The 16,317-nt window shown below is 65.5% G+C and carries 13 protein-coding genes; 3 read left to right on the forward strand and 10 right to left on the reverse strand.

Features of this window, described 5'->3' with window-relative positions; translation table 11 throughout:
• Nucleotides 1–59 precede the first annotated feature (59 nt).
• From PMM47T1_RS21050 to hflK (PMM47T1_RS21065), 4 genes are all read right to left on the reverse strand, one after another.
• Nucleotides 60–1,931, reverse strand: coding sequence for a cation-translocating P-type ATPase (locus tag PMM47T1_RS21050; protein WP_050990446.1), 1,872 nt, complete (start codon nucleotides 1,929–1,931; stop codon nucleotides 60–62).
• 68 nt (nucleotides 1,932–1,999) lie between these two features.
• Nucleotides 2,000–3,046 (reverse strand): protease modulator HflK, encoded by a 1,047-nt coding sequence (gene hflK, locus PMM47T1_RS21055; protein ID WP_008372785.1) that lies wholly within the window; start codon nucleotides 3,044–3,046, stop codon nucleotides 2,000–2,002.
• Nucleotides 3,043–4,086 carry a protease modulator HflC gene (gene hflC / locus PMM47T1_RS21060; protein WP_008372787.1) on the reverse strand — a complete coding sequence of 348 codons (1,044 nt, stop codon included), beginning with the start codon at nucleotides 4,084–4,086 and terminating at the stop codon, nucleotides 3,043–3,045. Before hflC ends, hflK (PMM47T1_RS21055) begins: the two co-directional genes overlap by 4 nt.
• A 15-nt stretch (nucleotides 4,087–4,101) precedes the next feature.
• Nucleotides 4,102–6,036 carry a protease modulator HflK gene (hflK, locus tag PMM47T1_RS21065; RefSeq protein WP_008372789.1) on the reverse strand — a complete coding sequence of 645 codons (1,935 nt, stop codon included), beginning with the start codon at nucleotides 6,034–6,036 and terminating at the stop codon, nucleotides 4,102–4,104.
• 300 nt (nucleotides 6,037–6,336) lie between these two features.
• Between hflK (PMM47T1_RS21065) and PMM47T1_RS21070 the strand changes: the two genes are divergently transcribed.
• Together PMM47T1_RS21070 and PMM47T1_RS21080 are read left to right on the forward strand one after the other, a co-directional pair.
• Nucleotides 6,337–7,731, forward strand: coding sequence for an FAD/NAD(P)-binding protein (locus tag PMM47T1_RS21070; RefSeq protein ID WP_008372790.1), 1,395 nt, complete (start codon nucleotides 6,337–6,339; stop codon nucleotides 7,729–7,731).
• Nucleotides 7,732–8,707: 976 nt separating this feature from the next.
• Nucleotides 8,708–8,953: a hypothetical protein gene (locus PMM47T1_RS21080; RefSeq protein WP_008372795.1), complete on the forward strand. Its 246-nt coding sequence runs from the start codon at nucleotides 8,708–8,710 to the stop codon at nucleotides 8,951–8,953.
• Here PMM47T1_RS21080 and PMM47T1_RS21085 read toward each other — a convergent pair whose 3' ends face one another.
• Nucleotides 8,954–9,724: an alpha/beta hydrolase family protein gene (locus tag PMM47T1_RS21085; RefSeq protein ID WP_008372797.1), complete on the reverse strand. Its 771-nt coding sequence runs from the start codon at nucleotides 9,722–9,724 to the stop codon at nucleotides 8,954–8,956.
• Nucleotides 9,711–10,823, reverse strand: coding sequence for a DUF3182 family protein (locus PMM47T1_RS21090; RefSeq protein WP_008372799.1), 1,113 nt, complete (start codon nucleotides 10,821–10,823; stop codon nucleotides 9,711–9,713). Before PMM47T1_RS21090 ends, PMM47T1_RS21085 begins: the two co-directional genes overlap by 14 nt.
• Before the next feature lie 272 nt (nucleotides 10,824–11,095).
• On the opposite strand from PMM47T1_RS21090, the gene PMM47T1_RS21095 reads away from it, so the two are divergent.
• Nucleotides 11,096–12,904: an aminopeptidase P family protein gene (locus PMM47T1_RS21095; RefSeq protein ID WP_008372802.1), complete on the forward strand. Its 1,809-nt coding sequence runs from the start codon at nucleotides 11,096–11,098 to the stop codon at nucleotides 12,902–12,904.
• Between the two features lie 99 nt (nucleotides 12,905–13,003).
• Here PMM47T1_RS21095 and PMM47T1_RS21100 read toward each other — a convergent pair whose 3' ends face one another.
• The 4 genes from PMM47T1_RS21100 to rhtA form a co-directional block, all read right to left on the reverse strand.
• Entirely contained in the window at nucleotides 13,004–13,603 is a 600-nt protein-coding gene (locus tag PMM47T1_RS21100; protein WP_008372804.1) for a 2-hydroxychromene-2-carboxylate isomerase, read from the reverse strand.
• Nucleotides 13,604–13,629: 26 nt separating this feature from the next.
• Entirely contained in the window at nucleotides 13,630–14,367 is a 738-nt protein-coding gene (locus tag PMM47T1_RS21105) for an SDR family oxidoreductase (protein ID WP_008372806.1), read from the reverse strand.
• Between the two features lie 107 nt (nucleotides 14,368–14,474).
• Nucleotides 14,475–14,756 (reverse strand): hypothetical protein, encoded by a 282-nt coding sequence (locus PMM47T1_RS21110; protein WP_008372808.1) that lies wholly within the window; start codon nucleotides 14,754–14,756, stop codon nucleotides 14,475–14,477.
• A gap of 183 nt (nucleotides 14,757–14,939) precedes the next feature.
• The gene (rhtA, locus tag PMM47T1_RS21115; protein WP_008372810.1) at nucleotides 14,940–15,827 is read right to left on the reverse strand and encodes a threonine/homoserine exporter RhtA; all 888 of its coding nucleotides are present in this window, start codon (nucleotides 15,825–15,827) and stop codon (nucleotides 14,940–14,942) included.
• Between the last annotated feature and the right edge of the window lie 490 nt (nucleotides 15,828–16,317).

Here is a 16,317-nt window from a genome sequence, read left to right on the forward strand (position 1 = left end):
CTACGTCTTGCGATGCGGTGTGTCAGGCAGTGCGCGGCGTCAGTGGCGCGCCTGCGTCTTTACTTCAACGGCTCTTCGATGCGCAGCAGGCGCCCGGCGTTGCCCAGCACCAGCAAAGTACTCAAGTTGTGCAGCAAGGCCGCCACCACTGCGCCCGCCACGCCCAACATGCCGAAGGCAGCCGCGGCGACGATGGCCAGGGTCCAGCCCAGGCCGATGGCGACGTTGACCTGCAAAGTACGCCGGCACTGACGGCTCAGGCGCACGCAGGTGCCCAGGCGTCGCAGATCGCTGCCGATCAGCACGATGTCGGCCGAGGCCAGGGCGATGTCGGCGCCGCCGGCGCCCATGGCCACACCCACCACGCCGGCTTTCAGGGCCAGTGAGTCGTTGATGCCGTCGCCCACCACCAGTGGCCGGAAGCCGTTGGCGATCTCGTTGGTCACCCGGTGCAGCTTGTCTTCAGGCAGCGCCTGGGCGATTACGTCCTTGATGCCCACCTGGGCCGCCAGGGCATTGGCCACGGGCAGGCGGTCGCCGGTCAGCAGCAGTTGCCGGCCCAGGCCCAACTCGCGTAGGTCGGCCATGGCCGCGGCGGCCTCGGGGCGTACCTGGTCGGCCAGCAGCATCCAGGCCAGGAAGCGGCCGTTGAGCGCCAGCCCGGCGATGGGGCCATCATGCTCGGGCACCGGCGGCAGGTCGATGCCCAGTTGCTGGAATAGCTCGGCGCGGCCCAGGGCGGCTTCACCGTGCGTGGTCTGGGCGATCACGCCCAGGCCCTGGCGCTCGCGCAGTTGCTCCAGGGGGTGGTAGGCGTCCTGGGGCACCAGCGTGGCCAGGGCGCGGCTGACCGGGTGGCTGCTGGCCGCGCCAAGGCTGGCGGCCAGGTGTAGCAGGGTCGACTCCTCGGCCGTGCTGCCCGGCGTGCACTCCAGGCGTTGCAGGTGCAGTGCGCCGTAGGTGAGGGTGCCGGTCTTGTCGATCACCAGCGAGCTCAGGTCAGCGAACTCTTCCAGGAACGCCGAACTGCGGATCAGGATGCCATGGCGAGCCGCCACGGCAATGCCGGCGATGGCCGTGGCCGGTGCCGACAGCACCAGCGCACACGGGCAGGCGGCTACCAATACGGCCAGCATGGCCTGCGGGTCGTTGGTGATGAACCAGGTCACGGCCGCAATCATCAGCACCAGTACCATGTACTGGCCGGCATAGCGCTCCAGCAGACGGGTGATGGGCGGCTTCGACTGCTCGGCTTTCTGCATCAGGGCAATGACCTTGCCCAGGGTGGAATCTTCGCCCGTGCGCGACACCTCAATGCGCAACAGGCCATCCAGGTTGATGGCGCCACCGAACACGTCCATGCCCGGGGCGGCCTGGACCGGTACCGACTCACCGGTGATGGGCGCGGTGTCGAGGCTGGCCTGGCCTTCCAGCACGCGGCCGTCGGCCGGTACCCGGTCGCCGGCGCGCACTTCCACCTGATCGCCGGCCTTGAGGCTGGCGTTGTCCACTTCGCTGATGCTGCCGTCGCTGGCGATCAGCCGTGCATGGCTGCGAGTGAGCTTGCCCAGTGACTCGATGGCCTCCTGGGAGCCGATGACACTGCGCTCTTCAAGCACGTGGCCGAAGATCATCAGAATGGGCAACAGCGCCGCGGTCAGCAGGTCACCGGTGGCCCAGGCGCCCAGCAGCGCCACGGCCACCAACTGGTCGGTGAGGCCATGCAGGCTGGGGTGGCGGATACTGAACCAGGCCGAGCGCAGTACCGGGATGGCCACCAGCAACGAGGCCACGCCGAACAGAATCTGCGCCACGCCGTCTTGCTGCGGGTCGAACCAGTGCCAGCCCAGGCCCAGGGCCAGCAGGCCCAGGGCGATCATCGCCAGGCTCAACTGGCGGGCAGCGCTGCGGCGTTCGTCGACGCTGAGCATGCCGCCGGTGAGGTGGCCGTGGGAGTGCCCATGGTGGGCATGGCCGTGGTGGTGATGCGAATGCGCACTCATGGTTGGCTGCCTTGCAGAATCAGACGGGCGTCGTCATGGGGATCGACGGTGGTGACCGACCCGGCTTTTTGCAGAATGGCCGGGATACGCTCGCGGTACAGGCGCTGCAGCAGGCCCGGGTCACTGTGGTCGCGTTGGGTTTGGGCCAGGCTGGCGATAGTGGCGGTATCAGCCTGGGCCTTGGCCAGGCGCTCGCTGGCCTGGGCATGGGCCACTTGCAGGGTGCGGTCAGCCTCCTGGGTGGCGGCCTGGGTGACCTTGGCCGAGTCGTTTCGGGCTGCGGCGATGTTCTGTTCGGCCTTCTGGCTGGCCGTGAGCACCGCGTTGAAGGCATTGACCGCGCCGTCGGGCAGGCTCGATTGCAGGTCCACACGTTCGATGTGCACGCCCAGGCCGGCGCCTTGGGCCTGCAAGGCGTCGAGGCTGTGGTTGATGCCCTGCATCAGGTCGCCGCGCAGACGCTCGCGGCGCTCGGCGGCCTGGCTGTCGCTGCCCACCAGTTCGGGGCGCGCCACCAGGATGGTGTCCAGGTCGCGGGACGCGGAGACCGCCACGGCGCTGCGGGCGACCAATCGGTCCAGTGCCGCGGTCATGTTGGCGCTTTGCAGCACATACTGGTACGGGTCGACGACCTTGTAGAAGATGCGCACGTCCAGTTGCACCACGCCAGCGTCACCGGTCAGCAGGTAACCGGCGCCCGCCACCGCGTCGCTATTGGGCGAGGTGTTGGGGTCGATGTTGCGTGTCTGGTTCTCGCGCAGCAGGGTTTCCACCCGCTGTTCGATCACCCGGTCAGCCGAGGGCAGCATCACCACCTGTTCGAACGGGCGGGGCCAGGCCAGCAGCAGGCCGGCGCTGTGGATGCGCTCCAGGGCGCCCATGCGCAGCACCACGGCGCGGCTTTCGGGGCCCACCTGGCGGATGTTTGAGACGGCCCAGCCGAAGGCGGCCAGCAGGGTCACGCCGTACAGCGCCAGGAAGGTCAGGCGCCCGGCCTGCATCCACGGGCTGGGCACGCGGGGCGCGGGGGCGGCACCACTCATGGCTTGGCACCGTTGCCCGCGTTGGCCGGGGCCGCCAATTGCGGCGGGCCGTCCACCAGGGCACGGAACGGCGCGGCGTCGGTGCGCAGCACCAGGCGCGTGCCCGAGTTGACGATGGTGCCCAGGGTGTCCAGCGAGCGCAGCAAGTTATACAGCTCGGGCGAACCGGCGTAGGCCTTGCCGTAGATTTGCGCAGCTTGCACCCGTGACTGCGCTTCGACGTCAGCGGCCTTCACCGTGGCGTCGGCCTGCAGGATGCGTGCGTCGCGCTCGGCGGCCGAACGGATCTCGGCGGCCTGGCGCTTGCCTTCGGCGGTGCGCTCGGTGGCAATGGTCTCGCGCTCGGCGCGCATGCGCTCCACGGTGGCGTTGAGGGTCACGGCCGGCAAAGTCAGGCGTTCGATGCCCACTTGCAGCACACGCACGCCGTAGGTGTCGAGCAACTGCTTGGCGATTTGCTGGCGCACGTGGTCTTCGAAGTCGGCGATCTGCACCTTGTTGGCGTCGGTATTGACCAGCGCCGACAGGTCGAAGCCGCTGGCGCTGGTTTCCAGCGCCGAGCCCAGGAAGGTGCGGATCTGCCGCGCGGCTTCGTCGGGCTGGTTCTGCACGGCGCGCATGAAGCGCTGCACGTTGGCGTTGTCGCCCTGCACCTGCCAGGCCACATACGCCTGCACTATGATGCGCAGGCCGTCTCGGGTACCCACGTCCTGCAGGCCGCTGGAGGTGGTGCGCAGGCGCAGATCCACCGGTACGGCGGATTCGAACGGGATCGGCAGGCGCCAGGCCAGGCCCGGTTGCAGCAGCACGCGCGAGGGGTTGCCGAAGCGGGTGATGACCGTGGCTTCGCCGCTGCGTACCTGCACCAGGCAGGCGGTGGCGGCGGCAAACAGCACCAGCAACGCGGCGATGCCAATGCGCTTCCAGGGGCGCGACGGCGTGGCGTCGTCGTGATCATGGCCGTGGTGCGCGTGGTCATGATCGTGATGGTCGTGGGCGTGATCGTGGCCCGCGTGGTTATGCGATGAACTCAAAATCATTACTCCTGCGGGCCGTTACTGGCGTGGCTGGCCGGGGTCGACCGGCGCGGCAAAGGTTCTCAGGTCCAGGGTTGGCGGCTCGTCCCGGGCAATGCGGTGGTCCAGGATCAACGCCTTGGCGTTGGCCATGCCCTGCGCCAGCTGGCTGAAATACTGTTCATTGATGAACGCCTGGCCGGCGCTGTGCCAGGCCTGCAGTTCGGCACCGAAGCGCAGGTCGGCGGCCTTGGCGGTGCTCAGGGTCTCGGCGCTGCCGGCCTGGGCGTTGTCGGTGGCCATGCTGGCATCGGTGTGGGCCTGGTTGGTGGTGACGCTGGCGTTGCCGCGCTCACGGGAGATCAGCGCCTGGGCGCCGATCTGCGCGGCCTGCACGCCGTGGTAGGCGTCGGCGGCACCGGCCGGCGGGTGAATGGCTTCCACCACCGTGGCCAGCAGTTCCACACCGGTGTCCAGGCGGTCGAGGTCGGCCTGCACCTGCTTGCCGATTTCGTCGCCCAGTTGCGCGCGGGCCTCGCCGAGCATGTCGTCCAGCTCACGGCCAGCCAGTTGATGCACCAGCACACGGCTCGCCGTGCTGCGGATCAGCGCCGGTACATCGGCGCTGTTGTAGGTAGCGGCCAGCGCTGCCTGGTCAGTGAGGCCGATGCGGTACACGAACCGCACGTCCATGTTCACCACCTGGAAGCTTTGCTTGTCACCGGCGCTGCTGGCAATGACCTGGGATTTCTCGGCGCGGTGCGAGGCGTCCCACAGGCGGTTGGCGCTGACTGGGGCAGGGCCGTCGGCGCTGCTCTGGTCGTCGCTGGCGCCGCCTTCGGCGCTGGTGGCCAGTTCATGGATGACGCCGTTTTCCACCGCGCGCACCTGGCCAAACGGCCATGGCAGGCCCACGTGCAAGCCGGGGTTGTAGACGGTGACGGGTTTGCCGAACTGCTCGTAAACGGCACGGCCGTTCATGGGCACCTGGGTGACGCCGCTCAGCAGCCAGCCGATCACCGCGATCAGGCTGAGCACCGGCAGGCTGGCGCGGCGCATGAAGCCCAGCGCCCAGATCTGCCGCAGGTCGATGCCGAAGCGCTGTTGCATCTCGTCCTGCAGGCGGCGCAGCGGGCGCGGTGGCCAGTGCAGCAGGCCGGCCACCAGGCTGTCGGCGACCATTTGCGGTTCCAGGCTGGCGCGTTGCGGGCTGAACACCGACAGCAATGCGCGCAGCAGCAGTTCCAGTGCCGCCAGGGCCGGCAGCAGCCCGGCCAGTACCGCCACGCGCAGTGGCCACACCGCCTCGCCGTTGGCGAAGAACAGGCAGGTGGCGGCCAGTAACAGGCTGGCCAGGGTGATACGCAGTTGCAGCGCCAGCCCCGAGGCCTCTGGCCATTCCTGCGGGTCGGTGGCGCTGAGGTGGCGCTCCAGTACCAACAGGGCGAAGGCTACTACGAGCAAAACGGCGGCGATGGCGTAGGCGCTTTGGCCTATTGCCTGGGGGGCCAGGTTCAGGTTCCAGCCGTAGTCCACCAACAGCATGGCCAGCACGCTGGCGGCCATCAACCACAGCGCGCCGACGCCCAGGCGTTCCAGCCATAGCGCCAGGGTATCGCCGGCACGGTCAAGCAGGCGGTCGTAGGCACCGGCGGGTTCATCCTGCACCCATTCGGTAGCGTGCCCAGCCAGGGGCTTGCCATCGAGTGCTGCCTGCCGCCACTGGGCAATACGCCAGGCCCACTGGCTGGCGCCCAGCAGCGTCAGGCAGCTGGCCGCCACGCCGCACAGCAGCGGCAACCACAGGGTGTCGCGGGTGAACAGCTCGATGAAAATACCGCCCAGCAGGGCCAGCAACAGCAGCGCCCCCAGCCCCAGCATCAGGCCGAACAGGCGTCGTGCCTGCCAGCCGGCGCGCACGAAGCGCGGCAAGGCGTGCAGGTCGCCAGCCGACGAATCCAGATCAACTCTCATCAAATCTCCATACGCTCGCACAGGCAGGTGCGCGGCCCGAGGCGGGGCCGTTGCGGTTCAACGGTTGAATAAAACAGACGCACAGGCGACCGGGCAGTCTACGCGCATAAGGTAACTGTATAACACTGGTCGTCAAATTTTCGTTTCACGCCCCGGTCCAACGGCCCGCACTGTGCAACGAGCGCTTGCTTGAGTGGGTGAATGTTTGTTCAGTTTTCAAGCCCTGCAGGCGCCTGCTGCCGAAGATCGGGAACCTGTTTATGATAGTCCCGGCAACTTCACTTACGGCAGTGAGCACCCATGAATGACATCCTGATCATCGGCGGCGGCCTGTCCGGCGCCATGCTGGCCGCGCACCTGCTGCGCCAGCCGGGCAGGCGCAGTATCCAGGTCATCGAACCACGCGCCGAACTGGGCCGTGGCGAGGCCTACAGCGCCACCGAATTGGGCCATACCCTGAACGGCAACGCCGCGCGCATGAGTGTGGACCCGGACAATCCCGATGACCTGACCCAGTGGCTGACCGCGCACATCGCGGCCGGTGGCTGGCCCGAATCGGACGACCAGCATGTGCCGGTGCCCGAGCTGTTCCCGCCGCGCGGCTTGTTTGGCGTTTATGTGCAGCAGCGCCTGGCCGAGGCCAAGGCGGCTGGCGCTGCCCACGGATCGACATTGGCGCAGGTACGCGGCGAGGTGGTCGACCTTGAAGTGGGCCCCGACGGTGTGCGCCTGACCCTGGGCGACGGTAGCCATTTGCATGGCGCCCGGGCGGTACTGGCCACCGGCATGTTTCCGGCGGCACGCACTGGGCAGCGCCAGTCGAGCGGCCTCAACGCCGCCGCTGTCGACCCGTGGGACGTAAAGGCCATGGCCACGCTCGACCCACAAGGGCGCGTGCTGATCATCGGCTCGGGGCTGACCATGGTCGATGCCGTGGTATCGCTGGAGCAGGCCGGGCATCGCGGGCCTATCCAGATCTATTCGCGCCACGGCCTGTTGCCGCATGTGCGCCGCCAGCCCCCGAGCTGGCCGGACTTTCTGGGGGCTGACCCTGCGATCCGCACCCCGCTGCACATACTGCGCGCCTTGCGTGCGCAATGCCGCCAGGCCCAAGCGGACGGTATTGACTGGCAAGCGCCGCTGGACACCGTGCGGGCCAACATTGGCCGTTTGTGGCGCCAGGCCAGCGACTGGCACAAGCGCCAGTTCGTGCGTCATGCGCGGCCGTGGTGGGAGAGTCACCACCACCGTTCGCCGCCGCCCAGCGATGCGTTGTTGCGGCGGCTGCTGGCCGAGGGGCGGGTGCAGATCGCTGCCGCGTCACTGCTTGGCCTGGCCCCCGCCGAGCCCGGATACGTGGGTATCCGCCTGCGCGACCGAGGCCAGGCACAGGAGCGCATGGACACTGGCGTGGCGCTGATCAATTCCACGGGCATTGAATACGATTGGCGCCGCGTCGACCGCCCGTTGCCACGGCAATTGCTTGCGCGTGGCCTGATCCAGCCTGGGCCGTTGGCGCTGGGCATATCCGCCGAGCCGGACGGTGCCGTTCACGACGCGCAAGGCCTTGCCTCACCTCGGCTGTTCGCCATGGGCCCGCCGTTGCGCGGTGTGTGGTGGGAAAGTACCGCGGTGACGGACGTGGCGTCGCAGGCCAAGGCGTTGGCCAGGCGCCTGGCTGAGCGGACGCAGTAGCCCCGCTATCGGGGCTAGGGGCACCGTGTGTGCCTTCGCAGCCCGATTGTATGGGCGGGCGGCAGGGCAGGGCCTGCAATAAGCCATCCGGCCACCGGCTAGCTGAATACCTTTGCACGCCACTGGACAGGCATTGCCAGGCTCTGGCGGAATGTATTCCAGCCAGGGCCAGGCAAGGCGCAAACAGGCGAGGAGCGGTCGAGCTCGCTTTTACGTGCTGTAAATGAGCAATGCGACTAAGTGTGGTTTCGCATTTCACCAAGGGGCGTCAGGCAGCGCTGGGTATGCTCAGTGCCAGGTGCCGCTATGCACTGTTCATGGACGCTGACCTGGCGACGCCGCTGTATCATCTGCAAACCGTGATGGCGCTGATGGCGCGCGGCGAGCCCATCGGCATTGGTGTGCGGTCGTTGCGAGATACCCACCATGCGCGCGATCGATTTCGGTGCTGGACGACAATAACGACATCAACAACGCCTTTGCCCGCGTGTGTCTGCACAAGATGCTGCCTGCCATCGACTACATTGCCGCCAATGTTACCTGTTGATGTCGGAACAACTGGCGAAGTGGGGTATCACTGACAGGGTGGACTCGCCAGTCCCCCTGCCTGCCTTGGGTGAGCCGGTGGTTCGCCGCCCGTTCTATGAAATCCATGTGGTGGATGATCACGCCTATATCCGTTTTCTGGCACGGGTCGCCAGGCCCGCTTGCCCCTCCCTTGAGTGAGGGTGCCCTCGGACCTGCACCGACCTGCCGCTGCCGCAGGATGCGCTGGCCCTGCGCCTCACCAAAGAACCCCAGGGTTCGTTCGGGCCAGCGCAGCCTGGCGGCGGCTACACGGACCTTTGCGGCGGCCATGTCAAAAAAGTCCATAGCCACTATTGAGAGCAGTGATTGTTCGGGCAGGGGGGCAGGGCTGTAGCCTTGACCCATCGAATCAGCCACATGAAGCACCCCAGGGTGCAGGAGGCCCCCCATGAAATCCGCCATCGCTTTGAGTATCGTGCTCCTCACCGCCACCCTTGCCGGTTGCGCTGCCAATCACCCCGAAAACCGCCCCTACAGCGCTGAGGAACAGCATGAGCTGGCCCTGGAAGCGCTGAGCCGACGCGGCTTGTCGTTCGATGAATACCAGCGCGAACGTGCTCGTATCGAGCGCTCTGAGACCGAGCAAGTGATCGGTCAACGTACCCCGGCCACCCAGGGTCAGCGCGAAGGCTGATCAGGAATACCGTGGTGAGTGATGCGGGTATTTTTCCAGTCGCGCGCCGATCACCATTTCGCTGACCCACTGGGTCAGGATCGTACTGTAGGCTTTTTGATTGGCATCGGTTGAAAGCGCATGATCGGCACCGTCGACAATGCGATGGGTGAGCGAGTGGGCGTTGACGAACGCCGAGCGGTAGCTCATCAGGGTAGTGTGCGGCACATAGTCGTCCTGCTCCGATTCCACCAGTAACACGTCCCCTTCAAATTCTGCGCACGCCGCCAGGGCGCGATTGTCTGCCGGCCCCAGGTTTTCCTGGCGGTACAGCTGCAGGCCGCTGCGGTCCAGGGCGTATTTGGGCACGTTCCACTCGTTGTCCCAGTACAGCGCCGGTACCCGCAGTGCCAGCCAGCGCACCTTGCGCATGCGCGTCAGGATGGCCGCCAGATACCCCCCGTAACTGCTGCCGATCACGGTGATAGCCTGGCTGTCCACGGCCGGGTGGCTGAGCAATCGGTCATAGGCGGCCAGCAGGTCGTCCAGGTTCTGTTCGCGGGTGACGCTTTGGCGCTGGGATTCGGTTTTTTCATGGCCGCGCAAGTCGAACGTCAGGCACACGCAGCCGAGGCCGGTGATGTTCTTGGCCCGCGCCAGGTCCCGATGCTGGCTGCCGCCCCAGCCGTGCACGAACAGAATGCCGGGCACTTTGCTGCCGGGTGTCAGCAGGGTGCCGGCGATGGTCTCGCTGTCGACCTGGATGTCGATGGTTTCGCTATGGACGCTCATAGTCACGAATCCTTGCGTATTTGCTCAGGCGGCCCAGCTCGCTGTCGTCGCCCTGATAGAACAGGGTGGCATCGGCCGGGATGGGGCTGTCGTCGAAGACCTCGTGGGTAGAGGCCTGTACGCATTGCAGGTGCGGGTCGGCGGCGAAGGCTTGCAGTGCCAGAATCTCCGCGCTGCTGGCGCCGCCCACGCGCCAGGATTGCTCCAGCACACCGCTGCGCGGCAGGCCGCGATGGTCCAGGCCGCGTGCCACATCATAGTTGCGGCGCGAGGCGATGAAACCGGGAAACGCCGACAGCGCCGCCTGCTCATAGCGCCGCGCCTGGGTGATAGCCAGGCGTGTAGCGTCCTCAAGGTCCAGTGCCAGCAGTGTCGGGTAATCGCCACGCACTACCACCAGGTCCGAACCGCCATACACCAGCTCGCCGCGGTGGTCTTCGGTCAGTTGCTGGGTGCCGTGGTACGAAGCAGTGATGCCAGCCACCTGCACCTGGCCGACACTCAAGGTGCGCACTTCGGTAAGGTTCTGTTCCAGGACCAGGCCCCACAGGTGAATCTCGGCTTCGTCCAGATGGTTGAGCACCAGGTCCAGCTCCTGGGTGTCACGAATGATGGTTTGCCCGCGCCCTGCGGTGGCGCGCACAGGCTTGAGGCGCAGGGGCGCGTGCTTGAGCAGCAGCGCCGCAGCGGTGTGCGCATCGTCCAGGCTGAACACGGTAAGCCCGTCGAGCAAGGCGTCGCCGGCTTGGGCCGCGAAGGCATCGGCCCAACCCTCGGGCGCTGCGCCACCCTGCACGCGCGGGTGGGAAATGGCCTTGGTGACCATGAACGGCTGGCTGACCAGGCCGCCGAAGAAGTCGTCCAGCGAGGCAATGCCGCAGCGCTGGCGCCAGTCCGCAGGATCAATCAGGGTATCGGCGGGCAAGTAATAAAGGTCATGGGCCGGTATGCCCTGGCGCTCGTCCTCGTCCAGAAAACGCGTGCCCAGCAGGGTGGCGATACGGATGGCCAGACTCTGGTGCACGGCCATTTCATGGTCAGGCGTGGGCTTGGCGCCTGGCAGCAGGGCAACCCCGGACTTGCGTGGCGTACTGGGCATGGACGGCTCCCGTGGGTGAGGGCGGTGTCTGCTGTGTTTGAATCATGGCGGCGCGAGATAGTTCAGTTGGGGCTGTGGGGCACGATCTCAAGAACACCACAAAAACCAAGGCCAGCATCGCTACGCCCCCCCACAATCCCGAAGACCGCCCCACGACGCTCCCAGACACGAAACATCCCGCAAGCAGCCCCCCGGTTGCCCGCCAGCCAGCACTGCTTCATTATCGACGTCCTATTCTTATAACGCTGTACACCGTGGCCCCAGGAGTGAGCATGAGCACGCAGTCTTCAACCCCCAACGAGGTGCCGGCCCGTCTGGCGCAAGTGCGCGCCGTCATGGCCCGAGAAGGCGTCGATGCGCTGCTGGTGCCGTCCGCCGACCCGCATTTGTCCGAATACCTGCCCGGTTACTGGCAGGGGCGCCAGTGGCTGTCCGGCTTCCATGGTTCGGTGGGTACCCTGGTGGTCAGCCAGGACTTCGCCGGCCTGTGGGCCGACAGCCGTTACTGGGAGCAGGCCGAGAAAGAACTGGCTGGCAGCGGCATCGCGCTGGTCAAGCTGGGCCCAGGCAAGCCAGGCCCACTGGAATGGCTGGCCGAGCAGACCCCCGACAATGGCGTGGTGGCCGTGGACGGCGCAGTGATGGCGCTGGCCTCCCGACGTACCCTGGACGAAAAACTGCTGAGTCGCAGCGCACACCTGCGTACCGACCTGGATGTGCTGGGTGAAATCTGGAACGATCGCCCCGCGCTTCCGGATGAGCCGGTGTATGCGCACCTGCCGCCCTACGCCACCGTCAGCCGCACGGAGAAACTCGCCGGGGTGCGCGCCGCCTTGAAAGCGCGCGGTGCCGACTGGCATTTCATCGCCACGGTCGACGATATTGCCTGGCTGTTCAACCTGCGCGGTAGCGACGTTTCCTATAACCCGGTGTTCCTGTCCTTTGCCCTGATCAGCCAGGACCAGGCGCTGCTGTTCGTGGCCCCGGGCAAGGTCGATGCGGCGCTGTCCGCGACCCTGGCCGAAGAGGGCGTGACCCTGCGCGACTACCATCAGGTCGGTGGCGCCCTGGCTGAAGTCCCGGCCGGGGGCCGCCTGCTGGTGGACCCGCTGAAGGTCACCTGCGGCCTGCTCGATCACCTGGGCGGCGGCGTGGTGCTGGTGGAAGGCATCGCCCCTAGCACCTTTGCCAAGTCGTGCAAGAGCGACGCCGATGCCGTGCACATTCGCCAGGCCATGGAGCAGGACGGCGCCGCCCTGTGCGAGTTCTTCGCCTGGCTGGAGCCGGCCCTGGCCCGCGGAACCGTCACCGAAGTGGACGTGGACGTGCACCTCACCGCTGCCCGCGCACGTCGGCCCAACTACGTGTCGCTGAGCTTTGCCACCATCGCGGCGTTCAACGCCAACGGCGCCATGCCGCACTACCGCGCCACCGAAGAATCCCACGCGGTGATCAACGGTGACGGCCTGCTGTTGATCGACTCCGGCGGCCAGTATCTGGGCGGTACCACCGACATCACGCGCATGGTGCCCGTGGGTACCCCCACGCAGGCGCAGAAAGCCGACTGCACGCGTGTGCTCAAGGGCGTGATTGCCCTGTCCCGCGCACACTTCCCCCGCGGCATCCTCTCGCCGTTGCTGGACGCCATTGCCCGCGCGCCTATCTGGGCAGACAACGTCGATTACGGTCACGGCACCGGCCACGGCGTTGGCTACTTCATGAACGTGCACGAAGGCCCGCAGGTAATTGCCTACCAGGCCGCACCCGGGCCGCAGACCGCCATGCAGGCGGGCATGATCACCTCGATCGAACCGGGTACCTACCGTCCGGGCCAATGGGGCGTGCGTATCGAAAACCTGGCGATGAACCGCGAGGCCGGCAGCAGCGAATTCGGCGAGTTCCTGAATTTCGAAACGCTGACCCTGTGCCCTATCGACACCCGATGCCTGCTGGTGGATACACTCACCGCCGAGGAGCGTGACTGGCTCAACGCCTATCACCGCCAGGTACTGGAGCGGGTAGCGCCGTTGGTGGAAGGTGAAGCATTGGCCTGGTTGCACGAGCGCACCAGCGCCATCTGACGCCGCGTCGACCATCCGTAGCGGCTGCCGAAGCCTGCGCTGGCCCACGAGCACACTGGACATTTTTCAGTGTGCTCGGGCCCGCTCAGCTACCCGCAGTCATCCATTTCTTAACAACGCTTCACGAACAAACTCCAGCCGATCCTGGCCGAAATACAACTCCTCGTCCACGAACAGGCTGGGCGCTCCAAACACGCCACGTTGCAATGCCTGCTCAGTGGTTGCCTTGAGTCGGTCCTTGACGCCCTCGTCCAGCACCAGCGCTTGAAGCGCCTGGGTATCAAAACCTGCCGCCTCCACGGCTTCCTGCACCACGGCAGGGTCGCCCAGGTTCAAACCATCCACCCACAGCGCCGAGAACAGGCACTCAAGCAGGCTGATGAAGCGATCGGGCTGGTGCATCTGCACACCGGTGATCATGCGCATGAGTGGCAAAGTATTGATGGGGAAGTGCGAGCTGAAACGCAGGGGTACCTGGTAGCGCGCGGCATAGCGCTGCAGGTCGCGGTTCATGTAGCGCCCCTTGGCAGGAATGGCGGCGGGCGAGGCGTTGCCGGTAGCCTTGAACACGCCACCCAGCAGGATGGGCCGGTACACCAGTTGGCCGCCGGTGTCGGCGCAGATCCCGGGCAGTTGGGTCCAGGCCAGGTAGCTGGCGGGGCTGCCCAGGTCAAAGTAAAACTCAACGGTTTTGCTCATGATCAGTGCTCGCAATTGGTCAGGGGTTACCAGCGTTCGCCCCAGGGGCGCAGGTCCAGTTCGAAGGTCCAGGCATCGCGTGGCTGGGCGTGCAGGAACCAGTAGTTGTCGGCGATGTGATCGGGATTGAGGATGCCGTCCTGATCCTTTTCCGCGTACTTGTCGGGGAATTGGGTGCGGATGAACTCGGTGTCGATGGCCCCGTCGACGATCACGTGGGCCACGTGCAGGTTGCGTGGCCCCAGCTCCCGCGCCATGCTTTGGGCCAGCGCCCGGAGTGCGTGCTTGGCCCCGGCGAACGCGGCAAAACCGGCGGCCCCGCGGGTGCCGGCGGTAGCGCCGGTGAACAGGAGGGTGCCGCGCTCACGGGTGACCATGCGCTTGGCCACTTCCCGGGCCGTGAGGAAGGCTGAGAAGCAGGCCATTTCCCAGATCTTGAAATACTTGCGGGCGGTCTCGTCAAGAATGCTGCATGGCACGTTGGCGCCGATATTGAACACGTAGGCGTCGATAGGGCCGATGTCGCGCTCGATGCCCTCGACCAGTTGCACAACGTCTTCTTCCTTGCGCGCATCGCAGCCAAAGCCGAACGCCTGGCCGCCGTCGGCGATGATACTGTCCACAAGGGGTTGCAGCTTGTCAGCGCTGCGCCGTACCACACAGGCCACGTACCCTTCACGGGCAAAACGGCGGGCAATGGCGCCCCCGGTGGCATCACCGGCACCTATCACGAGCACTACTTTATTGTTGGGAGGCGAAGCCATGGGCGGGTTCCTTCGAGTGTCGATGGAACGAACCATAGGCCATGTATCGACGGGCCGGCAACCAATGGCCGGCCCTTTCTGAAGGGCGAATCAGCTTTTTTGCAGGGCTACTTGCAGATGACGATCATGCTGCGGCTGGTATAGCCGGCAGGGTTGAGGCCAAACGGGTAGTCGCCCGGGTCTTCAACGGCGTCGCCGGATTTGGCCAGCACCTTATAGCCCTTGACCCCGCAGGCATCGGTGGCGGCCTGGTAGCACTTGTCCCACGAGGACGAAAGCCCGGAGCAGTTGATGTGCAGCCCTTTCTTGCCGTGCCTGACTGAGGTGTTCGAAGTGGCAGCGCAACCGGCAATGGCCAGTATGGCTACCATGATCAGCAAATGTTTCATTGACGTCCTTTACTGGCATGCCCGGATCTGTTGTCCAGGTCTGATTCTTGGCTTATCACCTGACCCGTATGGGACATCCATGTCACGGTCGAAAAACTTCACGTTTTGTCGAAGGGGCACAGCCTAAACAGGCTGGCGCATTGCCGCAATTGCAAAAGACGATTTTTCTGTATCTGATTTGCTTCAGTCCGCCACCGGGGTGGGGTGGGGTTCACGGCGCATGGTCAAGGTGGCACCAATGGAGGCGGTAATGATGCAGGCAATGGCCATCCATTGAGGGAACGACAACACCTCGTGCATGAACAACAGGCCGGAGACTGCACCGAACGCCGGTTCGATGCTCATGAGGGTGCCGAATGTGCGAGCCGGCAAACGGGTGAGCGCAACCATCTCCAGGCTGTAGGGCAGCGCAGTGGACAGTACCGCCACGCCCAATGCCACTGGCAGCAGGGCAGGAGAAAGCAGCGCCGTGCCTGCATGAACGATGCCGATGGGGGCGATGAACAGCGCCGCGATCACCACGCCCAAGGCCGCAGTCTGAATGCCGTTGTCAGCCCCGGCCTTCTGCCCGAACAGGATATACAGTGCCCAGCAGGCACCCGCGCCCAGGGCATAAGCGGTGCCAACCATATCCAGCCCGGCCTGTGCGTCGCCCATGGGAATCAGCAGGATCAGCCCCAACACGGCCAGCGCAATCCAGACAAAATCCAGCGGGCGCCGCGACGCATATAGCGCCACCGCCAGCGGCCCGGTGAACTCCAGCGCCACCGCGATACCCAGGGGTACCGTGCGCAGTGCCATATAGAAGAGGAAGTTCATGCCGCCCAAGGCAATGCCGTAGATAACCACCGTCAACAGCGAACGGGCCGTCAGCGTGGCGCGCCAGGGGCGAAGCAGCAGCACCATGATCACGGCGGCAAAGATCAGTCGCAGGGTAGTAGTGCCCTGGGCGCCGACCACGGGGAACATGGTCTTGGCCAGCGACGCGCCTGACTGGATGGAGGCCATGGCAATCAACAGCAGGCCTACGGGAAACAGCGAGGTCGCCAGGCTGTGGGGTTTATTGGTCATTGCGGGGCAGGTCCATCTATATAAAGGAAGAAGGCGTGTAGGGCGGCCATGATGCGGAAGAAGTGGGATTTGAGCAATATAGTGCGCAGGGGAAAAGATGGGTGGTGGTGAGCAATGGTTGCTGGATGTGTGTTGTGGAGGGGTATGAAGGCTGTCGGGTGCAGATCTGTGTGGGCGACCAGGCGCAACACCCATCTCCAGCGAGGCACGTTGCAACCAACGTGGGAGCGGCCTCTGGCCGCGAAGCGCCGCGCGGGCGGCGCTCGATGCTGTGAGGCTTGAAGTTCCCCAGGCATGCACCTGATGGCCTTTATAGGGTCCCCTTTGGGATGCTTTTGATCTTTATGACAATTTCCCAAAATCAACCCTTGACGCCCCCTCAAATCTCTCTATAATTCGCCCCACTTCCGGCGCAACCGAAACGGAAAACTCCTTGAGTTTCAAAGAGTTAACCGAAGTAGCCAGCGAGGAAGCGCTTCGATGAAACAGA

Origin of the sequence: Pseudomonas sp. M47T1 (assembly GCF_000263855.1) — a bacterium.
GTDB lineage: Bacteria > Pseudomonadota > Gammaproteobacteria > Pseudomonadales > Pseudomonadaceae > Aquipseudomonas.

Excerpts from the sequence above, each read along its gene's own strand:
- PMM47T1_RS21080 (WP_008372795.1), top strand. The coding sequence starts at position 8,708 with ATGAAATCCGCCATCGCTTTGAGTATCGTGCTCCTCACCGCCACCCTT.
- PMM47T1_RS21110 (WP_008372808.1), bottom strand. The coding sequence starts at position 14,756 with ATGAAACATTTGCTGATCATGGTAGCCATACTGGCCATTGCCGGTTGC.
- PMM47T1_RS21085 (WP_008372797.1), bottom strand. The coding sequence starts at position 9,724 with ATGAGCGTCCATAGCGAAACCATCGACATCCAGGTCGACAGCGAGACC.
- PMM47T1_RS21095 (WP_008372802.1), top strand. The coding sequence starts at position 11,096 with ATGAGCACGCAGTCTTCAACCCCCAACGAGGTGCCGGCCCGTCTGGCG.
- PMM47T1_RS21105 (WP_008372806.1), bottom strand. The coding sequence starts at position 14,367 with ATGGCTTCGCCTCCCAACAATAAAGTAGTGCTCGTGATAGGTGCCGGT.
- hflK (WP_008372789.1), bottom strand. The coding sequence starts at position 6,036 with ATGAGAGTTGATCTGGATTCGTCGGCTGGCGACCTGCACGCCTTGCCG.
- hflK (WP_008372785.1), bottom strand. The coding sequence starts at position 3,046 with ATGAGTGGTGCCGCCCCCGCGCCCCGCGTGCCCAGCCCGTGGATGCAG.
- rhtA (WP_008372810.1), bottom strand. The coding sequence starts at position 15,827 with ATGACCAATAAACCCCACAGCCTGGCGACCTCGCTGTTTCCCGTAGGC.
- hflC (WP_008372787.1), bottom strand. The coding sequence starts at position 4,086 with ATGATTTTGAGTTCATCGCATAACCACGCGGGCCACGATCACGCCCAC.
- PMM47T1_RS21070 (WP_008372790.1), top strand. The coding sequence starts at position 6,337 with ATGAATGACATCCTGATCATCGGCGGCGGCCTGTCCGGCGCCATGCTG.
- PMM47T1_RS21050 (WP_050990446.1), bottom strand. The coding sequence starts at position 1,931 with ATGCTCAGCGTCGACGAACGCCGCAGCGCTGCCCGCCAGTTGAGCCTG.
- PMM47T1_RS21100 (WP_008372804.1), bottom strand. The coding sequence starts at position 13,603 with ATGAGCAAAACCGTTGAGTTTTACTTTGACCTGGGCAGCCCCGCCAGC.
- PMM47T1_RS21090 (WP_008372799.1), bottom strand. The coding sequence starts at position 10,823 with ATGCCCAGTACGCCACGCAAGTCCGGGGTTGCCCTGCTGCCAGGCGCC.